Source organism: Syntrophales bacterium (assembly GCA_030655775.1).
Taxonomy (GTDB): domain Bacteria; phylum Desulfobacterota; class Syntrophia; order Syntrophales; family JADFWA01; genus JAUSPI01.
In genome coordinates, this window is the sequence record JAUSPI010000059.1 from 1 (window position 1) to 15,753 (window position 15,753).

Here is a 15,753-nt window from a genome sequence, read left to right on the forward strand (position 1 = left end):
ACCTCTTTCGCGCTTAGTTGACGGTTTGAATCGCCAACTCTGGTATAAGCCCTGCCATAAGCGTAATAAGGCGCTTCATTTCCATGAAATGTAACATGGATACATTCCTTACCTCTGAGATTGACATTCTGAATAACAGGAAAAATCTCAGGCTCAATGTGGTCACCAATGGCCTTTGCAATATCCCTCAGTGTTTTGTCGCTTATCATTTGTCCTGCGACTGTGCCGTCATTCTTGATGCCGAAATAGAGTTCACCTCGCTGGTGCTTGTTTAAAATCGCAGAAATAGCAATCAAGGCTTCCTTCAATTCGGAAGTTGATCTTTTCAATTCCAGGATTTCACTCTCTTCAAAACGCATTTTTAATTCCAATTATTTCCTTTCATGTATATTGACAAGGAAACTCATATTTTACGGTTCCTTCTTGTTGCCCTGTGCTTAACTCAAATCGGCCAGATACCAACTGGTAATGGTGGGAATTGTGGATGGCTCCTCAGAAAATTGTCGTAATGTCATCATAATAGTTTCTTTCCGTTTATTTTTTATAACAATCGATAACCAGGGATATCGTCACGCCAATGACCTGTGGCATAATCATGTGGTTTTTTGTTTTGCCATAATTATATCAATCGCCGTTTCCCTACCTGAACTGCGGGTGCCATGGACCGGGAGCGCATCCCGTAAGCCCCGCATTGTAGGCGGGGTAAAGGGGCGCAATATAAAATAAACATATTCCTTACCGGGAAGCAGCCCTGCCCTGTGGGCGGGGAGCTTCACAAACCATGTGCCGGACCTTGATCCGGTATTGTTTGTCCGTGCCGAAAACTTGTCCCTATTTTACCTAAGTGAGAGTTTAAATATTGAGGCATTTTGGTACTTATAGTACTAAAATATGAATATTTTTAAACCACTAATGCAAGAAAGCAGGTAATCCGCATTCCCTCCAGCATAACTAAAAGCTCACCCCCGCCTCCCCTCTGTCGTTCCTGCGAAAACGGGAATCCGTAATCCATGCCTTCAACTGCAATATTCAAGCATTTCCTGCAGGTCTTCAATTAAGTATGCCTTCCCCGGAATTCCGATTACTTTTTCTTGCCCCTTTTCAGCACGCGGGCATAAAATTCTGACAGATCACTTTTAAGTTTTTTATGTGCAATCGGATACGTATACATCATGTGTCCCGCCGGGTACGTAAAAACATGGATGTTGTCGAGGCGTTCCGGGGGAATATCGAGATGATTGAGTGCGTAAATGGTGGCATCATGGACGCATGCCAGGTCAAACATGCCGATACCCACAAATACGCGAAGCAGTTCATTGTTCCGCAACGCCCGGGCAAGATTGGTCACCGTCTCCGGATATCCCATCTTCGGGTCTTCAGCCCCCTCACTGCGCGCGCCCGAACCCCAGTCCCACGAAGGTTCCGCGTTCACATTAATCCTGTCGTACTCTGCCAGGGTTGTAAACTTGAGTTCGCCCTTCAGGTACGCGTTGAATGCGGCCCCTACCGGCCCGCCGATATTATTCATCAGGGGGTCATCCTCAAAGGTACTGTTAATACAGGGGCCGGCCACCCTGCTGTCATAGTAGCTGACGGCCTTCCGTTCGTCCTGGAGCAGGTGGGACATAAATGTCAGCATCGGTACCCGCAGGTTGTATGACAGGATGAGATCAACGGGCATACTCGTATACTGTGACAACTGCCGTGCGATATCGCGCCTCTTGTCGGGAGACAGGGTGTTGCCCTTCCAGAGCGCCTGGGCGTATTCGCCCGAACTCCATGCACGAACCTCCGCCAGAAGCTCATCCAGGGGCATCTTTTGAAATAGCGGATCGATTTTGTGATGATACCACGCCGCTGTCGCCATTTCGGAAACGCTCAGAATATGAGGAACGTCCAATCCGATCTGCGACATCAGTGTGGCATAGGTAAGGGCCGGTGAAATAAAAATAAGTCCCGCCGGATACAACCCCATGTCCTGAACATATGACGAGAGACCGGCAGTCCTGATACCGCCATAACTCTCGCCGGCAATGAAAACCGGCGACTCCCACCGTCCGTTTTCGGTAACATAAGTCCTGATAAACTGGCCGACACTTTCCACGTCCTGGGCAACACCCCAGAACTTCTTAAAATCGTCCCGCGGTATAGCCCGGCTGAACCCCGTTCCGACAGGATCGATGAAAACAAGATCGGTAAGGTCCAGCAGTGTGTTGGGGTTGTCTTTCACGCCATAGGGAGGATCGGGAATGTGGATACCGTCGCCCAGCGAAACTGTTCTGGGGCCAAGGGCGGCAATGTGAAGCCAGATAGAGGATGATCCGGGACCGCCGTTATAACAAAACGTGAGCGGCCTGCGCGCCGGGTTGGAAGTCCCCTCTTTCACGTAGGCAACATAGAAAAAACTGGCTTTCTGCTCACCCTTCTTGTCGTAAAAAGGCAGGAAACCCGCCGTGGCGGTATAGGCAATCTTTTTCCCGTTGACCGTCACCTGATGTTTCGTGACCGACGGTTTTTCCGGGATGGACACATACCGCGCTTTTTGCTGTTCCGCTGACAGATGCGACGACTTTTTGCCTGCCGGTGACGGATGTTTTGCGACTGTTGTGGTAACCGAAGCCATACAGAATATGAAAACAAAGGCCAGAACCGGAAAAACTCTCATTGATTTACGTTTTTTCATCCTATCCTCCTAATCCCCCTCCCCTATTCCTCAAACACCAGAAGATTCTTGACACCGAGTTCTTCCCTGCATTCAGGGCAGATATCGTTAATATCTTCAACACCCATATCCTGAAGGAAGATATCGGCGATCTCCGTTGAAGGATTAACATCGTATTTACTTTGATCAAATTCCCGGGAACATCTCCTGCAGGTTTTCAATTAAGTATCCTGTCCCCCGAATTCCTGTCCCCCGAATTCACCTCTCACTGTCCGGGGCGATGGAAGGGGCGTAGATATACTGATAGCCCTGTTTTTCAAGGAGTTCGATGGCGAATTTTTCTATTGTGCTTTCGGTTATTTTATTCATGTTCATTTCCATCGTTTTTGTTTTTGCCTAAAAGCATTTTTACTTCGCGGTCAAAATCGGAAATGTAATTTTTATCCTGATCTTTCTTGAAAATTTCATATTCCTTATGCGCCAAGGCCAAAGCAATTTCATGGCTGATTGAACCGGCATTGGTCAGGATTTCATATTCGCTGAATTTTAAAAAGGCATTCAGCTTTTCAATCCAGTCTTTCATATACATTGGAATATTACGAACAGCCTGTAATTCCGCAAAATCCAGATACATCGTGACGATGCGGTTTAGATGATTGATCTCCGGTTTGCTTAAATAATTTTTGGCAATGGAAACATCACCTGGCATGATTTTACCTTTGGATCCTTTTCTCCATGATGTTAATCCCATATTGGGCTTTGCGCTATCTGCCCGTTTGGCTACTATTTCGGCGGCAGTTTGCCCGGTAATGGCAAAGTGAAGTTTATTTTGAACTGTGGCAAAAAACATTTTTGTATCTTCGGCCTTAAAAGAGTAATCAATCGAAGTAGCATAAATATCTGTAATTTTTTGGTACGCCATTCTTTCGCTTGCGCGGATATCCCTGATTTCTTCAAGTAAATCATCAAAAAACCGGGTGCTGAAGCGGGAACCGTATTTAAAACGGTCGCTGTCAATGGCAAACCCTTTGTGTATATATTTCTGGAGAATTGTAATCGCCCATTGCCGAAATTGTGTACCACGTTCCGAATTGACTCGATACCCCACGGCTATAATAGCCTCCAGAGAATAGCAGGTCACACTGCGGGAAACCTCCCTTTTTCCTTCGATTTGAACTACCGAGAAATCCTCGGCAGTTGAAGATTCATCGAGTTCTTTTTCTTTATAGATATTCTTCAGATGCAAAGAAATGTTGTCCGCACTGCACCCAAACAGTTCCGCCATTCGTTTTTGAGGCAGCCAGATGTTTTCATTGGCATACAGCACTTCTATATTAACACCCCCCTCAGGGGTCTGATATACAGCAATCTGATTGTCCGGGATTTTCTTCTTTTTTTTCATTGTATAACCCTCTCTTCCGTCTCTCTCAGAGGGAGAGGCGCTTGATTAACATCCGAGGCGATGGAAAGGGCGTAGATGTACTGGTAGCCCTGCTTTTCAAGGAGTTCAATGGCGAATTTTTCTATTTCGGATTCGGTGATTTTAGACATAATATTTATCATCCTGCCATTTCATGGGATTGGTTTGTATATATTCCGATATTTGATAACAGGATTCTTCATCACGGATAATATGTTCGTAATAATTGCGTTGCCATAATTTTTTGTTAAACCGTGACCAACCATTATTTTTTACGCCACGAATATATTCATTGGTGGTCATCGTTTTAAACCATTGAATCATCACATGTAGGGGCGAACCTACGGGTACGGTTTTATTGATGATTTGAATAATGCCGTGGGAATGATCTGGCATAATGATTTGTTCGTGCAATTCAATATTCCTGTATTTATATTTCAATTCGTTCCACCATTTATCAATCATTTCCCTATTTTCAATTTTCCAGAACAAACACGATCGGTTTTGCGTGCAAATGGTGATGGAATATAATCCTGCCTGTGAATAATCATACCCCTTTAATCGAATGGAACGGCGGTGATGGATATCAGTGTTGTAATTCCTATTTCCCCTTAACTGTCCCCCCTATCGCAAAGACAAACCTCTAATACCATCCAGCAAAACTCTCATGGCCACGCAATCATCCTCGTTATAGTCAAGGATCCGCTGGCGAATTTCGGTGTCGCCACCCTCAACCCAGCGATGATACCACTCGATCGACGCGGCCCCTGATGGATTCACATCCCGCCACTTGAAACCAAGGCATGATGCAAGAGTTTTAAGAGAATAATCACGAGTCGGCCATTCCGTTTTCGGCCTTACAACATGATGGTACAGATCCACGGCAGTTGCAGGTTCAAACATCTCTTCTATTTCCTCTTCCGTTGCAACATGAGGATACCTCTTCTGCAGTTTACGCCAGATAGTGCGTTCATAAGCGGCGTAGTAATAAACCGCACATGGCCGGCAGTCTTTTACATAAGCCCACGCCTCACCAAACGCACTTTCTTCTTCCTCCGATGTTGGTTCTTCTGCGAGAAAAGCGATATATCGTTCCGTGCCATTGTCCCCGCCATGACGTTCGACAAAACCATGAAGATAGCAAATATCCCTCATCGGGTCGGTTTCAACATCGAAAAAGAGTTCAAAATCCGAATCTGGCGGATTAAATACTTCCTTCAAATACGGCCTTGCCCCGGGTTGTTTCTGAAGTCTGGCACGTTCCTGAAACTTTATCAGCATATCAGCTCCAATACGGGGAATAATCGTTTTTTTACCATTTATTAATGTTTCCAGGTTGGCTTGTGCTAAATCCCTGACAGAATCAACATATGTTAATATGTTATCCTGCCTGACTCTTCCTAATTCAGGAATGAGAGTTAAATCATCGAGTTCTTCCAATCTGTTAGTACATGCCGTGTACCAGTGACAGAGTTTGCATCTGCTGCCGAACGCCGGAAGAGAATCTCCAGTCTGGACCACCAATTGACGTGCAGTTTCTAAAATAGATTGATACTCATCCCACAGGGTGGCCGGTTTCCGTGAACTTCGCGGAGCATCAAGAATGTACTCAACCTCTTTTCCGTGCACATCCCAGACAAAGGGAATCCGCCCGCCTGAAAATCCTGATCGTTCAAGAATATCCGTATATAGAGCAAGCTGGACCGCGTAGTGCTTCTTCGGCTTTCCGTCAATGTCTTCACTGCCCCCTTCCTCACCTTCACCACTCTTGATATCACCAGCGATGTAACCATTGCCACATCGTCGCAGAATATCCGGCTCACCAACGAGACCGTCGGCACTTATGCGGCCACTGTAAATGAGGTTATCACCACATTCCATTGCCTCCATAGTGAATCGTTCTTTCTCATCACCATAGTAAGTGTGAAGATTGGTGAAAGGCAGCTTAAGCCCCTCTATCACCTCCTGCTCGAAAGCGTTTCCCCTTTCCCATAAAAGCTGCACGAATGGATTTATGGGGTCTCTCAGGGCAGGATCGCCGAACAGATCCATGCTAACGCGATGGGGGCACTGAACGAGATTGTATAGAATTGAGGCAGTAATTGGTTTGCTCACGTGCATATGCCTCCAAGTATATATACAAAAGTAGCTTTAAAGATAGCCTTTCCACCGCTGTCATTCCCAACTTGATTGGGAATCCACACCCCCCGTTCAAACATCTCTTAGAGATTTTTAATAAGTATGATGTCCCCTGATTTTTCCCCTGATTTCACAAGCAATTACTTTCTTTATGCGGCGGCATAGATTACCTCCCCTTCTTTTGCGTAATCAACCATGACGGATTCTCTATTATTCCATTCATCGGGAGTCATGGCAATGACCTCGATGGGTTCAAAAATCTCATAGACGACATCTGAAAGAATATCGATTCGCTGCCAGTAATCGTTACCCGCAAAATCATCAGATATAACGATAAGGTCAATATCACTGCCCTCCCTGAATTCCCCTGTGGCATAAGAGCCAAAGAGTATTAATCGACTGACCTTGATATTTCTGGCTTCTATCGCTTTTCTAAAACGAGAAATTATTTCTAAAACTGCGCTTTTATCCATGCCAAAACCTCCTTGCTCCTTGCTACCATGTCCCGAACAATAGTTTGTGTGTAATCTTTCCCCAATTTCTCAATATTCTCGGGGTATCTTGTCGCAACACTGGCTTCATTGAGCTTCACGACAAAACGTCCGACAGACTCCGGTGGTTTGATACCTGCTTTATTCAGCAGATAAATAAGATTGTGAGTCTTCGGCGGTATAACGCATGAAAAAGCCCCTTGAGAGCTTTTTCTATCGACAGGTGACACATAAAAACAGCATAGAAATATCGCCCTCCACTTAACATATATTCTGCTGTATCCATATCGTAATCAGCCTGCCTTAACCATTCCTGAGGATCTTCGGCCATTTACTCCCCCTGCAATTTTATATTTGTTATGAGTTTACCATCAATCTTTTCTAACAGATAGATATCCATTCCAAATCTTCAACATTTTCAAATTATTCATTTCCTTATCACCCACAATACCTATAACAGCAATCCTTCTGTTATTTATGATCCCAAAAGCCCCATCGCCCCCACTACATTTACAGTATTGACCAGCGTCTGCGCCGGTGATGCCCATATGCTGCTTGAGAAATATGTCAACATGGGATTTCCCCTTTTAGGCTATTGCTTTTTACTGCCTCCTTGTTTTACAGAAAGAAGTCTTTTGTCGAGGAGTGTAGACGCGCCCCCTCTGCAACTCCGGTAGGCGATTTTATGAAAGCACAGAACCCATGTTCTACGTCAAATACAGTTACCCTGAATTTAGGCATATTTACATACCTCCTTATTGGTTTTGAGCTCTTTCTTCTGCAATGTTACAAAAGGATTCCCATGCATGCTCAGCATATCTAAAACCAAGCTGCTTGGTCAGTTTCGGTAGGATGAACCATCCAAAAACAACACATCCGATAATGACAAGGGAATCAATAATAAAACCAACCAAGATGAGATTGTCAAATTTTTGCCAGAGGAACCCAGCGGAAATGACAGTCATTACTATAGAGATTATCAACCATACTACTCTGCTACCAAAAAGATTTCTTGCAAAACCATACTCGGCATCTGCAATGAACCACAAACCATTCTTATCATATTTCCGGATAACACCTTTTACTCTGGAAAAAGCTTGGTCAATTAACTGAGCCGCTTTCTCAGGTCCAGCATCCTCATCTGCTTTTGTTGGCATCGGTAACCCCTGATCTACAATGACCATTTGATGATATTTTTCTTTTAAATTATGGCCGAGACGATTATCCTTCCAAGAAACAAGAACAGTTGAGGGAGCGCCATCCCACAATTTCCACAGCTTCGGTTCGATCTTTTTTCCGTTGTAACGAACATATACAGACAAGATGTACCAAACGACCATGGATGAAATCCCATTAAATATATTAGAAATCAATTGCGTCTCGATCCGGAAGCAAGTCCAGAATGTCACTATGACTGGCAGGGCCAAAAGCAAACCGGGGGCATAACGAGCCTTTATTTCATATGAATCAACAGGAAATTTCATTTCCTCACCCTCCTCATCAAGCAACCGATTCACTAAGCAAGATAAGTGACTTAACGTTCCAATCTGCGGGTACTACAAGACCAAGAAAGATAATTAATAAATTTGCCATAATCCCAGGAATAAGTCTTGCCTTAATTTCATAATCGTCGAATGTTTTCTCGATGAAATTTAACGAAATCATTTTCCTCATCCTAAGCAAACATACCATCCTAATTCTTTGCTATCCCCCAAAATGATCATCACTCCAGGCAAAGTGTCCTCCAGCATAATTTCTGAGAGTTTTACTATAGATTTTCGATCAGATCCGCTTTGACTAACAGACGCATTGTGTGGATGGCTGTGCCATTCACCAACATAATACAGATCATTGTTAGAGATTCCTTTTATCTCCTGGACTTTTTTATATAGTCCATCTTTCCCTCTAATAAAAGAGTATGGACGCTCATTACTATCGGGAGGCGCTGGAAGTGCCTTCCCAATATAGATAACTTTTTCATGGCTATTAATCCAACCAATTAAAACTCCACCTGTTTCATTTGGCAACTTTTGATTGCGGTATTCATTCATTTCATCAACTGCAAATTGACTGATTCTAAATTGCCACAGATCTTGTTCTTTCACAATTACTTCAGATGGAATGACTTCTGTTACTTTGACAGAGCTGTTGACTTCAGATATTGAGTTGATATAAGCAAGCGCGGTTTTATTAAAAATAACTTTTTTGATTTGACGCGTTAATATACCGCCATGTATAGCAACACAATCCTGAGCCACCACAGCTGTCTGGCTACTGCAAGAAGTAGAATAAATCAATTGATTTTCTTCTCTTGTTCTATAAATATTATTTATGTTTTCATGATCAAGACCTTTTATCTTAAGCTGCAAGTCAATATCATCTAAACGAATATTTCTATATTCATTTTCAGCTAATAGAACAGAAGTAAGCCCACCATTGCAATAATAAATGCTAATATTCCTGGGTCTTATATCATCTCTGTATGCCAACTTAAGAAAAGCTGAGTACGAGGCAGTGGCATCTATCAAAATTTCAGATTCAAATATTTTCTTCTCTTCCTTCTTGCTTGAAATATCATCAATTTTTTGAACGTAAGATTCTACTTCGGTCTTTTCTAGTATCACTTTTAATTCATGTTCCAAGGCTTCAGCTTTCATTTCCCCTCGGAAGTATGCGCTCAAATCATGCCTTGCAAAATTGTGTGGCAAAAGAATGTCATTGTCGATCAATTTCCATTTTGAGAAACCCTGTCTTGCCAAATTTAAGACCACTTGAGAGCCCAATGCACCGAGACCGACAGCGGAAATTGTTATATCAGAAATATTTTCTGTTATGCCCGCCATTTCCTTGGCAAGTTTTTGTGAAAAGGGACGAATGACTGAAAATGGCACAGGGACTACCTTTTCCAGTTCCTCTTTTTTTCTGTTTATATTATTTTCAAGTACGTGGATAGTTTCATTTTTTCTCTTTATTTCATGGATACAACCTAATGCTTTGCCTATGGTTAATACATTAGATGGTAGTAGTTGAAAAACTACTATCTCATGGTCAACCGGCATTCCCTCCAAGTTCAACCTCGGTATACAGATTATAATTATGAGACTCTTGTCGTGATATTTCTTGGACAGGCCTTTCCCATAAATAGTGGAGATAAAGTTAAATATTTCTTCATCCAAATTAATTGCAATCTTCTTGTCTAATAAGTCATGCAATTCCAAGTAATTCTTTGGCAAATAATTAATACATTGATCAGAGGTTGGGTTCCCTTTCATAGTCAAGAAGGCAAAAGGGGTTTGGGGGCCTTTTTTACCGATGTCAGCAGAACATACTTCGACGTAATGGTTATCCTTCCTTGTAGTTACCGCAGGTCTTGAAAGATAAAGCTCATAATCAGAAGAGCAGCTAATAATTCTTTCCCATGTTTCGCTATCAAAGACGAAATGTCCAAGACCTCCCATAATAAACGGTTCCATTGCCTGTACATCCAAATGAAGTTCGCCACTTGCCGCTCTATCTAACCACTGTTTTACCCTTATTATGAAATGCAGAAGGCTTTCGTTATAAATTTTATCCATAGCGGGAACATCAAACAAGCAAAGCGATTTAGGTGCATCCTTATAAGTTAAATTCAAATGGGGTAAATTCGGAAAGTCCTTTCGCAAGGCATATGCTTGAAGTCCCTCATTGTTGTTTTTGCTATAAGATATTGCTATTTTCTCTTCTTCTAAAACACCAAATGGAGATCGAGTGGGAACATCAATTTGAATATTCAAAACAATCGCTTCAGCTTCTCCCAAAAATCCTTCAGTTTCATAACTGAACAATCCCCCAAGACTACCAGAACACTGAAGAATAGCTGATTTAATGATGGCTAATTCATCAGGAAAGACATGTACGTCGTCAAATGGTAAGATTTCGTAAAAACTCATCATCCTTGCCTCTCAGATTTGGTTTGAGTGATTCTACCAGATCCTATAGTACCCATAGCCGCTAATTTGTCAAAGCGAGGGCCATATTTTGTTATTTCGATAATAACAGGATTGATGTTTCTGGTTCCTCTTGGCTGTTGCATTGTAACTTCAAAATTTCCACCTTTTTCATCTCTTATCTTTCTATAATATTCAGCTGCCTGATAATGCGGCGGGCCGGAATCTTCCCTATCTTCCTTTGAGGGTATAGGATTGCAGGATGCTATCAATTTGCACTTATCATTTCCGTGCTCCTCAAATATTTTCTTAATATTTTTAGTAGGCTCAGTAATTTGGTCTCCTTTCTCGTCCATGTTCAGGGCAGTATAACTACAATGATGGGATAGCTTAAAAACATCGAATTCTATTTTATCAAGATTATTGTTGTTTTTTGTACTTGTATATATACTATCCCAAGCGTTGGATTCCGCATCGCTTCCAAAAATAACTTTTGTTACTGATCCCGAATCTATGCGGAAATCTATTTGTATTACTATACACTTATTATTTTTATTTTCTTCGTTCTCCGTAACCCATGAATGTGGAGAATGTATGAAAATATCAAATCCGCTAAATTTACTGATTGTCTCCCCCGGTTTTTTGATTAGGTGCTTCACTTCATTATAGGTAGCCTTTCCACTATCATTGATAAATTCTTTTAATGAATCAGATTCACCAAAAACTATAATGCCTTTTTTTTCATCTAACAGCCTGAAACGGGCTTCCCTACGTAACAATTCTTCTTCACCTTTTAATCCTGTATCCCAGATTATTGCATCAGGAACCCACAGCTCGACAACTTTTTTGCGTTCATTGCTCTGATATTTCTCAGTACAATTTAACCAAAAGAAGTCAGAAAAACCACGATAGTGGTCATCATGAGCATGTGTAATCATAAGAACATCAAGATTTACGCCCTTGAGTTTTTCATTGATCTCATCTTCTAAAAATATTCTGTCATCATTGTCACTCTCAGCTTCACTGATATTATTATAATCAATCAACAAATGTTTACCGTCATCATTTCTAATCAAAGAAGTGTCTCCATTCCCCACTGGGTAAAACGTTATAGTCATTTTCTTATTGGTCATTTTAATTTCTCCTTTTGAGGCTTTTTGTTTTTATAGAGATATATTGATCTTTATCTCTGTTTTTCATCTATTTGCTAAGATATAATCCGCTTGTAACGCATTCTCGTACATTATTTTCAAGTTAGCTATATTATACAACATGTAATTGATAAGATGGGCTACTTAGTACAAAGAAAGAGGGTGCCAATATCTGTTTAGTCCATTCTTTTCCCCGTCTTTATTCGGGGGTTGAACGTCTATGGCGTTTCACGGGGACAGTTTTTTTCTTTCCACCCGGCCTGGTTTTTTTGTAAGGCCTCACCGGAACGATTTTTTTGCCTTTCTGTGTTTTTGCCATTTTTTCACCTCCTAAGTATTGGAATAGCTTTACTTGTAATATAGTTATTGCAATACCTGATGTCAAGAAAAATATTGTTATACCAAACTTTCTCTGATATTATAAAAACACAAATGAAGGGAGAATATTTAATGACACTATCTGAAAAGATTAAAAAAGAAAGGACAAAACGCAAAATTACCCTTGAAGGATTAGCTAAAGCTGTTGGATCGTCGAAGGGTTATATATGGCAAATTGAAAATGACCCGAATATTAAACCTTCAGCACAACTTATCGCAAAAATTGCAAAATCCTTGAATGTCACTATCGATTATCTCGTTGATTCTGAGAAAGAAAAGATGGGGACACCCGATAATTCTTTGGTGTTTTTCCGGAATTTTGAAGAACTTAATAAAGAGTCACAAGAAACACTTCTAAGGCAAATGGAAGCATTAATGGGAGTATTAAAGGAACAAGATGAGGCTAAGAGTTGATTAACAAAGACTTCAGAAAATCGTCTGACCCGACACTGTGTGCAAAAGCCTTGATAAGTGCTATGAACAATATTATTTTTCCTTTGGATGTTGAGAAAATTGCATTAAGTGTAGGAATTAAAGAAATTAATGAATTGGATGAAGAAGGCTTCGAAGGTGCTTTAGTCACCAATCCTGAAAAAACAATCGGCTTCATCAATATTGTTTCCTCAATCAGAGAACATACCCGTAGGAGATTTACAATTGCCCATGAATTAGGCCATTTTCTAATTACGACACATGGCAATCAATTTTCTTGCACTTCTTATGACTTGAATAACTTTAACAACAAAAATAAGTTAATGGAAGTTGAGGCAAACCAATTTGCTGCGGCACTTTTAATGCCTGAAGAATATTTTGTAAAAGAAATTTATAATAGGGCTCCAAGCTATGATCTAATTCAATCATTAACTGACAAGTTTTGTTCGTCTCTTACATCAACTCTTCTGCGATACAAGGATCTGACAGATGAAAGTATCGCAGTAGTATTGTCTGAGGATTCAATGATTAACTGGGCATTTAGATCAAGTAACTTCAAATATTTCATCCAACCCCAAACAAAACTTTCATCAGATTCCTATGCAATAGAATATTTCAAGGGAAATGATTTGCCAAGAGAATTTGAGGAGGTTGAGAGGGAAACATGGTTTGATACTTCAAATGTAAGGCACTCCCTAATTGTAAAAGAGCTGTCTATATCATTACCTTATTATAACCAAGTCCTCTCTGTAATATGGATTCATGAGGATGAAGATGAATTTGAAGACTATGAAGATGAATTTGATGGTTATTTAAAGAGGAAGGAAAAATGGTAATTTAATTTGAAAATGGGTGTTGCTGACCCTTTTTTATGAAAATCCCGCAGAATACCCCGCCATAATGGCGGGGATGAATGCGGTGCGGGGGTAAGGGGGATGCAATCCCCCTCCTTGCTTTTTAAGATGCCCCGCCTTTAGGCGGGGCAATTCACTTGTACGGTCCTCATTTTTTTTACTTTTCACTTTCCTCCACAATGGCGATTTCCTCGGCTGTCAGGTTGTACAGTTTATATACCATCCGGTCAATCTCGGTTTCCAATGCGCTGGTGTCGGCTTGCGGGTCGGATTTTTTCAGGGAGAGGATCTGGTCGGCAAGGGTGATTAAAGGTTGTGCCTCGCTCTGAGCCAATTTTTTAAGAGGAATTTTCAGTAGAGGGATCTTATCAACCTGATATTGATTACCCTGCAATTTCCCCTTATGTAAAAGCCAAAATTCTATTAACTTTGAGTTTAAAATGGCCGTTAAATATTTCAGGTCAAATCTTTCCGTTTTGATAACGAAAAACGTTTGGGAAACATAACAATCGAAATCGGAATATGTAAAAGTTGGTCTTGCACATTTTCTTGCAGAGACGATTTTTTCATCTTTTAAAAATTTTTCATTCCTTGCTCTGTGCAGCCCGTATGGTCCAAAATCTGACGTTATGATCGATTTAAATTTATCCAGGTGTCGCTTGATATTCGGATAATTTTTAATCTCTCTATTCATGTCTGATTTCGCATAGATTAGCCAACAATTATTATTTGTGTTTCCAAAGTAGCGTTGCAATTCAGCGGTCGTATAATAAGGTTTAATAATTTCTAACTCACGTTCCGTCCAGTTTATACGCCTCTTCTCTTCGTCACTGAGAACGAAAATGCCATCGCCCACATTGAACCCATCTCCAAGTTTCGCAGCATTCTTTCTATTCAAAAAATCCTGTGGTGCAACAATACCTTGTGCTACTTCGTCTTCATATAAAAATGTTACATCTTGGTCTTGTATTTTATTCAGAAGCATCGATATATCCTTTTGAGAAAATCGGATATAGTCATTTTGATTGTCTGAACGATCAAAAAGGACAGGATATTTTTTATAGCAATTGCTATCTGAGTGTTTTGAATTAAGAAATACTTCTAATTCTCGCGTATTAATACGGTCATCCAACAACCTGGAATACGAGAGCTCATATGCCTGTTTTGAATCGGACTTTTGAAGTAGATAGACCATCGTTTGTATGTCGGCGCTTTCAAATATTTTGTAATTGCCAAAATCAATAAACTGGATTATCTGAGCTTCCTTGATTATTTTGTTTCGGAAGATGGATGCTCCGGCATTGCTGATCCAATTATTAGGCGCAATAAAACACTGGGTTCCATTTCGGGTTAAAATATCCAGTCCCACACAACCAAAAAAGTACCAGATATCCATTTTCCCCTGGTAGTAAGGCAAAGTACGCAATCCATCAAATACATTTCTATCAGTGTATTCTTTTATATACGGCGGATTCGCTATCACCACATCAAATCCGCCTTGTTTATGGAATACTTCTGAAAAATATATCTCGAAATCAAAGTGTTCGTCATTATTTGTCAGTTCTTTGATTAAATCATCTATTTGCTTTTTATATTCCGGCTTTTTATTAACGTTTGTTTCATCGAAATAGATAGGTTTTAATTCTTCTAATTTCGTGAACAGTTGTTCGTTAAAGAGGTTTTTCTCTACGCTCAACAATGAATTGCCGCACACAATCTTATAATCCAGATTAGGCAGTGGTTTGATATCGAGGTAATTTTCTTCATCCACTACAAGGGAAAGCCAGAGGCGAAGCTTGGCAATCTCAATAGCTCCGGGATCAATATCTACCCCATAAATGGATTCCTGGATGCAGTGACGTTTGAAATTGTAAGCGCTTTTTCCGGTTTTCAGGTAGGTCTCCAGCACATTGCGTGCTTTTACGATTTCGTGCATCATTCCGACAGGAAATGCGCCGGAGCCGATTGCGGGGTCGCATATTTTGATGGTCTCCAGTTTTTCATCCAGAAGCCGGGCGTTTTTTCGTATGGATTCATCCACCTTGTATTTGTATGAATTTGTTCCCTCTTCCTTGGCGGTATCGTGCTCGATGGCGAATTCGCCTTTGTGTATGAAATTTTCAATATCATCTTTCGTGGGAGCTGGATTCCCGCTTCCGCGGGAATGAGTGCGCCTGGGAGCAGGCGCGATTTAGGAGGTGAAAGTCCTCCTCCGGGATTATGCCCGATTCCGGTAGCCGAAGGTAACTGCGTCGCTGTGAGGCGGGGTGGGGAGCAACCGGAGGCGAACATGCAGTCCG

At 41.2% G+C, this 15,753-nt stretch carries 18 protein-coding genes; 2 read left to right on the plus strand and 16 right to left on the minus strand.

The window, feature by feature from the left end; all coding sequences use genetic code 11:
- The 15 genes from Q7J27_02990 to Q7J27_03060 form a co-directional block, all read right to left on the minus strand.
- Nucleotides 1-371, minus strand: a 371-nt coding sequence (locus tag Q7J27_02990; GenBank protein MDO9528105.1) for an ATP-binding protein, incomplete at its 3' end; no start/stop codon positions are given.
- Nucleotides 372-901: 530 nt separating this feature from the next.
- A complete protein-coding gene (locus Q7J27_02995) occupies nt 902-1,054 on the minus strand; it encodes a hypothetical protein (GenBank protein MDO9528106.1) in 153 nt (50 codons plus the stop codon).
- A 27-nt stretch (nt 1,055-1,081) separates the two neighbouring features.
- Nucleotides 1,082-2,683, minus strand: a complete 1,602-nt coding sequence (locus Q7J27_03000) for a hypothetical protein (GenBank protein MDO9528107.1) — start codon at nt 2,681-2,683, stop codon at nt 1,082-1,084.
- A gap of 23 nt (nt 2,684-2,706) precedes the next feature.
- Nucleotides 2,707-2,883, minus strand: coding sequence for a hypothetical protein (locus Q7J27_03005; protein ID MDO9528108.1), 177 nt, complete (start codon nt 2,881-2,883; stop codon nt 2,707-2,709).
- A gap of 140 nt (nt 2,884-3,023) precedes the next feature.
- Nucleotides 3,024-4,064 (minus strand): virulence RhuM family protein, encoded by a 1,041-nt coding sequence (locus Q7J27_03010; GenBank protein MDO9528109.1) that lies wholly within the window; start codon nt 4,062-4,064, stop codon nt 3,024-3,026.
- Nucleotides 4,061-4,213, minus strand: a complete 153-nt coding sequence (locus tag Q7J27_03015; protein ID MDO9528110.1) for a hypothetical protein — start codon at nt 4,211-4,213, stop codon at nt 4,061-4,063. The genes Q7J27_03010 and Q7J27_03015 overlap by 4 nt, the downstream gene beginning before the upstream one ends.
- The gene (locus Q7J27_03020; GenBank protein ID MDO9528111.1) at nt 4,206-4,598 is read right to left on the minus strand and encodes a transposase; all 393 of its coding nucleotides are present in this window, start codon (nt 4,596-4,598) and stop codon (nt 4,206-4,208) included. The genes Q7J27_03015 and Q7J27_03020 overlap by 8 nt, the downstream gene beginning before the upstream one ends.
- Nucleotides 4,599-4,706: 108 nt before the next feature.
- Nucleotides 4,707-6,197 carry a TM0106 family RecB-like putative nuclease gene (locus Q7J27_03025; protein ID MDO9528112.1) on the minus strand — a complete coding sequence of 497 codons (1,491 nt, stop codon included), beginning with the start codon at nt 6,195-6,197 and terminating at the stop codon, nt 4,707-4,709.
- Nucleotides 6,198-6,370: 173 nt separating this feature from the next.
- Nucleotides 6,371-6,694 (minus strand): nucleotidyltransferase domain-containing protein, encoded by a 324-nt coding sequence (locus Q7J27_03030; protein ID MDO9528113.1) that lies wholly within the window; start codon nt 6,692-6,694, stop codon nt 6,371-6,373.
- Nucleotides 6,695-6,857: 163 nt separating this feature from the next.
- A complete protein-coding gene (locus tag Q7J27_03035; GenBank protein ID MDO9528114.1) occupies nt 6,858-7,043 on the minus strand; it encodes a HEPN domain-containing protein in 186 nt (61 codons plus the stop codon).
- Nucleotides 7,044-7,083: 40 nt separating this feature from the next.
- Nucleotides 7,084-7,260, minus strand: a complete 177-nt coding sequence (locus Q7J27_03040) for a hypothetical protein (protein MDO9528115.1) — start codon at nt 7,258-7,260, stop codon at nt 7,084-7,086.
- A gap of 70 nt (nt 7,261-7,330) precedes the next feature.
- On the minus strand, nt 7,331-7,453 hold the full coding sequence (locus tag Q7J27_03045; GenBank protein ID MDO9528116.1) for a hypothetical protein: 123 nt from the start codon (nt 7,451-7,453) through the stop codon (nt 7,331-7,333).
- Between the two features lie 14 nt (nt 7,454-7,467).
- Nucleotides 7,468-8,196 (minus strand): hypothetical protein, encoded by a 729-nt coding sequence (locus Q7J27_03050; GenBank protein MDO9528117.1) that lies wholly within the window; start codon nt 8,194-8,196, stop codon nt 7,468-7,470.
- A gap of 186 nt (nt 8,197-8,382) precedes the next feature.
- Nucleotides 8,383-10,644 carry a ThiF family adenylyltransferase gene (locus Q7J27_03055; GenBank protein MDO9528118.1) on the minus strand — a complete coding sequence of 754 codons (2,262 nt, stop codon included), beginning with the start codon at nt 10,642-10,644 and terminating at the stop codon, nt 8,383-8,385.
- Nucleotides 10,641-11,771 carry a hypothetical protein gene (locus tag Q7J27_03060; GenBank protein MDO9528119.1) on the minus strand — a complete coding sequence of 377 codons (1,131 nt, stop codon included), beginning with the start codon at nt 11,769-11,771 and terminating at the stop codon, nt 10,641-10,643. Before Q7J27_03060 ends, Q7J27_03055 begins: the two co-directional genes overlap by 4 nt.
- Before the next feature lie 396 nt (nt 11,772-12,167).
- Here Q7J27_03060 and Q7J27_03065 point away from each other — a divergent pair, with 396 nt between their 5' ends.
- Nucleotides 12,168-12,581 (plus strand): helix-turn-helix transcriptional regulator, encoded by a 414-nt coding sequence (locus tag Q7J27_03065; GenBank protein MDO9528120.1) that lies wholly within the window; start codon nt 12,168-12,170, stop codon nt 12,579-12,581.
- Nucleotides 12,578-13,435, plus strand: a complete 858-nt coding sequence (locus tag Q7J27_03070) for an ImmA/IrrE family metallo-endopeptidase (protein MDO9528121.1) — start codon at nt 12,578-12,580, stop codon at nt 13,433-13,435. Before Q7J27_03065 ends, Q7J27_03070 begins: the two co-directional genes overlap by 4 nt.
- A gap of 175 nt (nt 13,436-13,610) precedes the next feature.
- On the opposite strand, the gene Q7J27_03075 is transcribed toward Q7J27_03070, so the two are convergent.
- Nucleotides 13,611-15,494, minus strand: a complete 1,884-nt coding sequence (locus Q7J27_03075) for an Eco57I restriction-modification methylase domain-containing protein (protein MDO9528122.1) — start codon at nt 15,492-15,494, stop codon at nt 13,611-13,613.
- Nucleotides 15,495-15,753 lie beyond the last annotated feature (259 nt).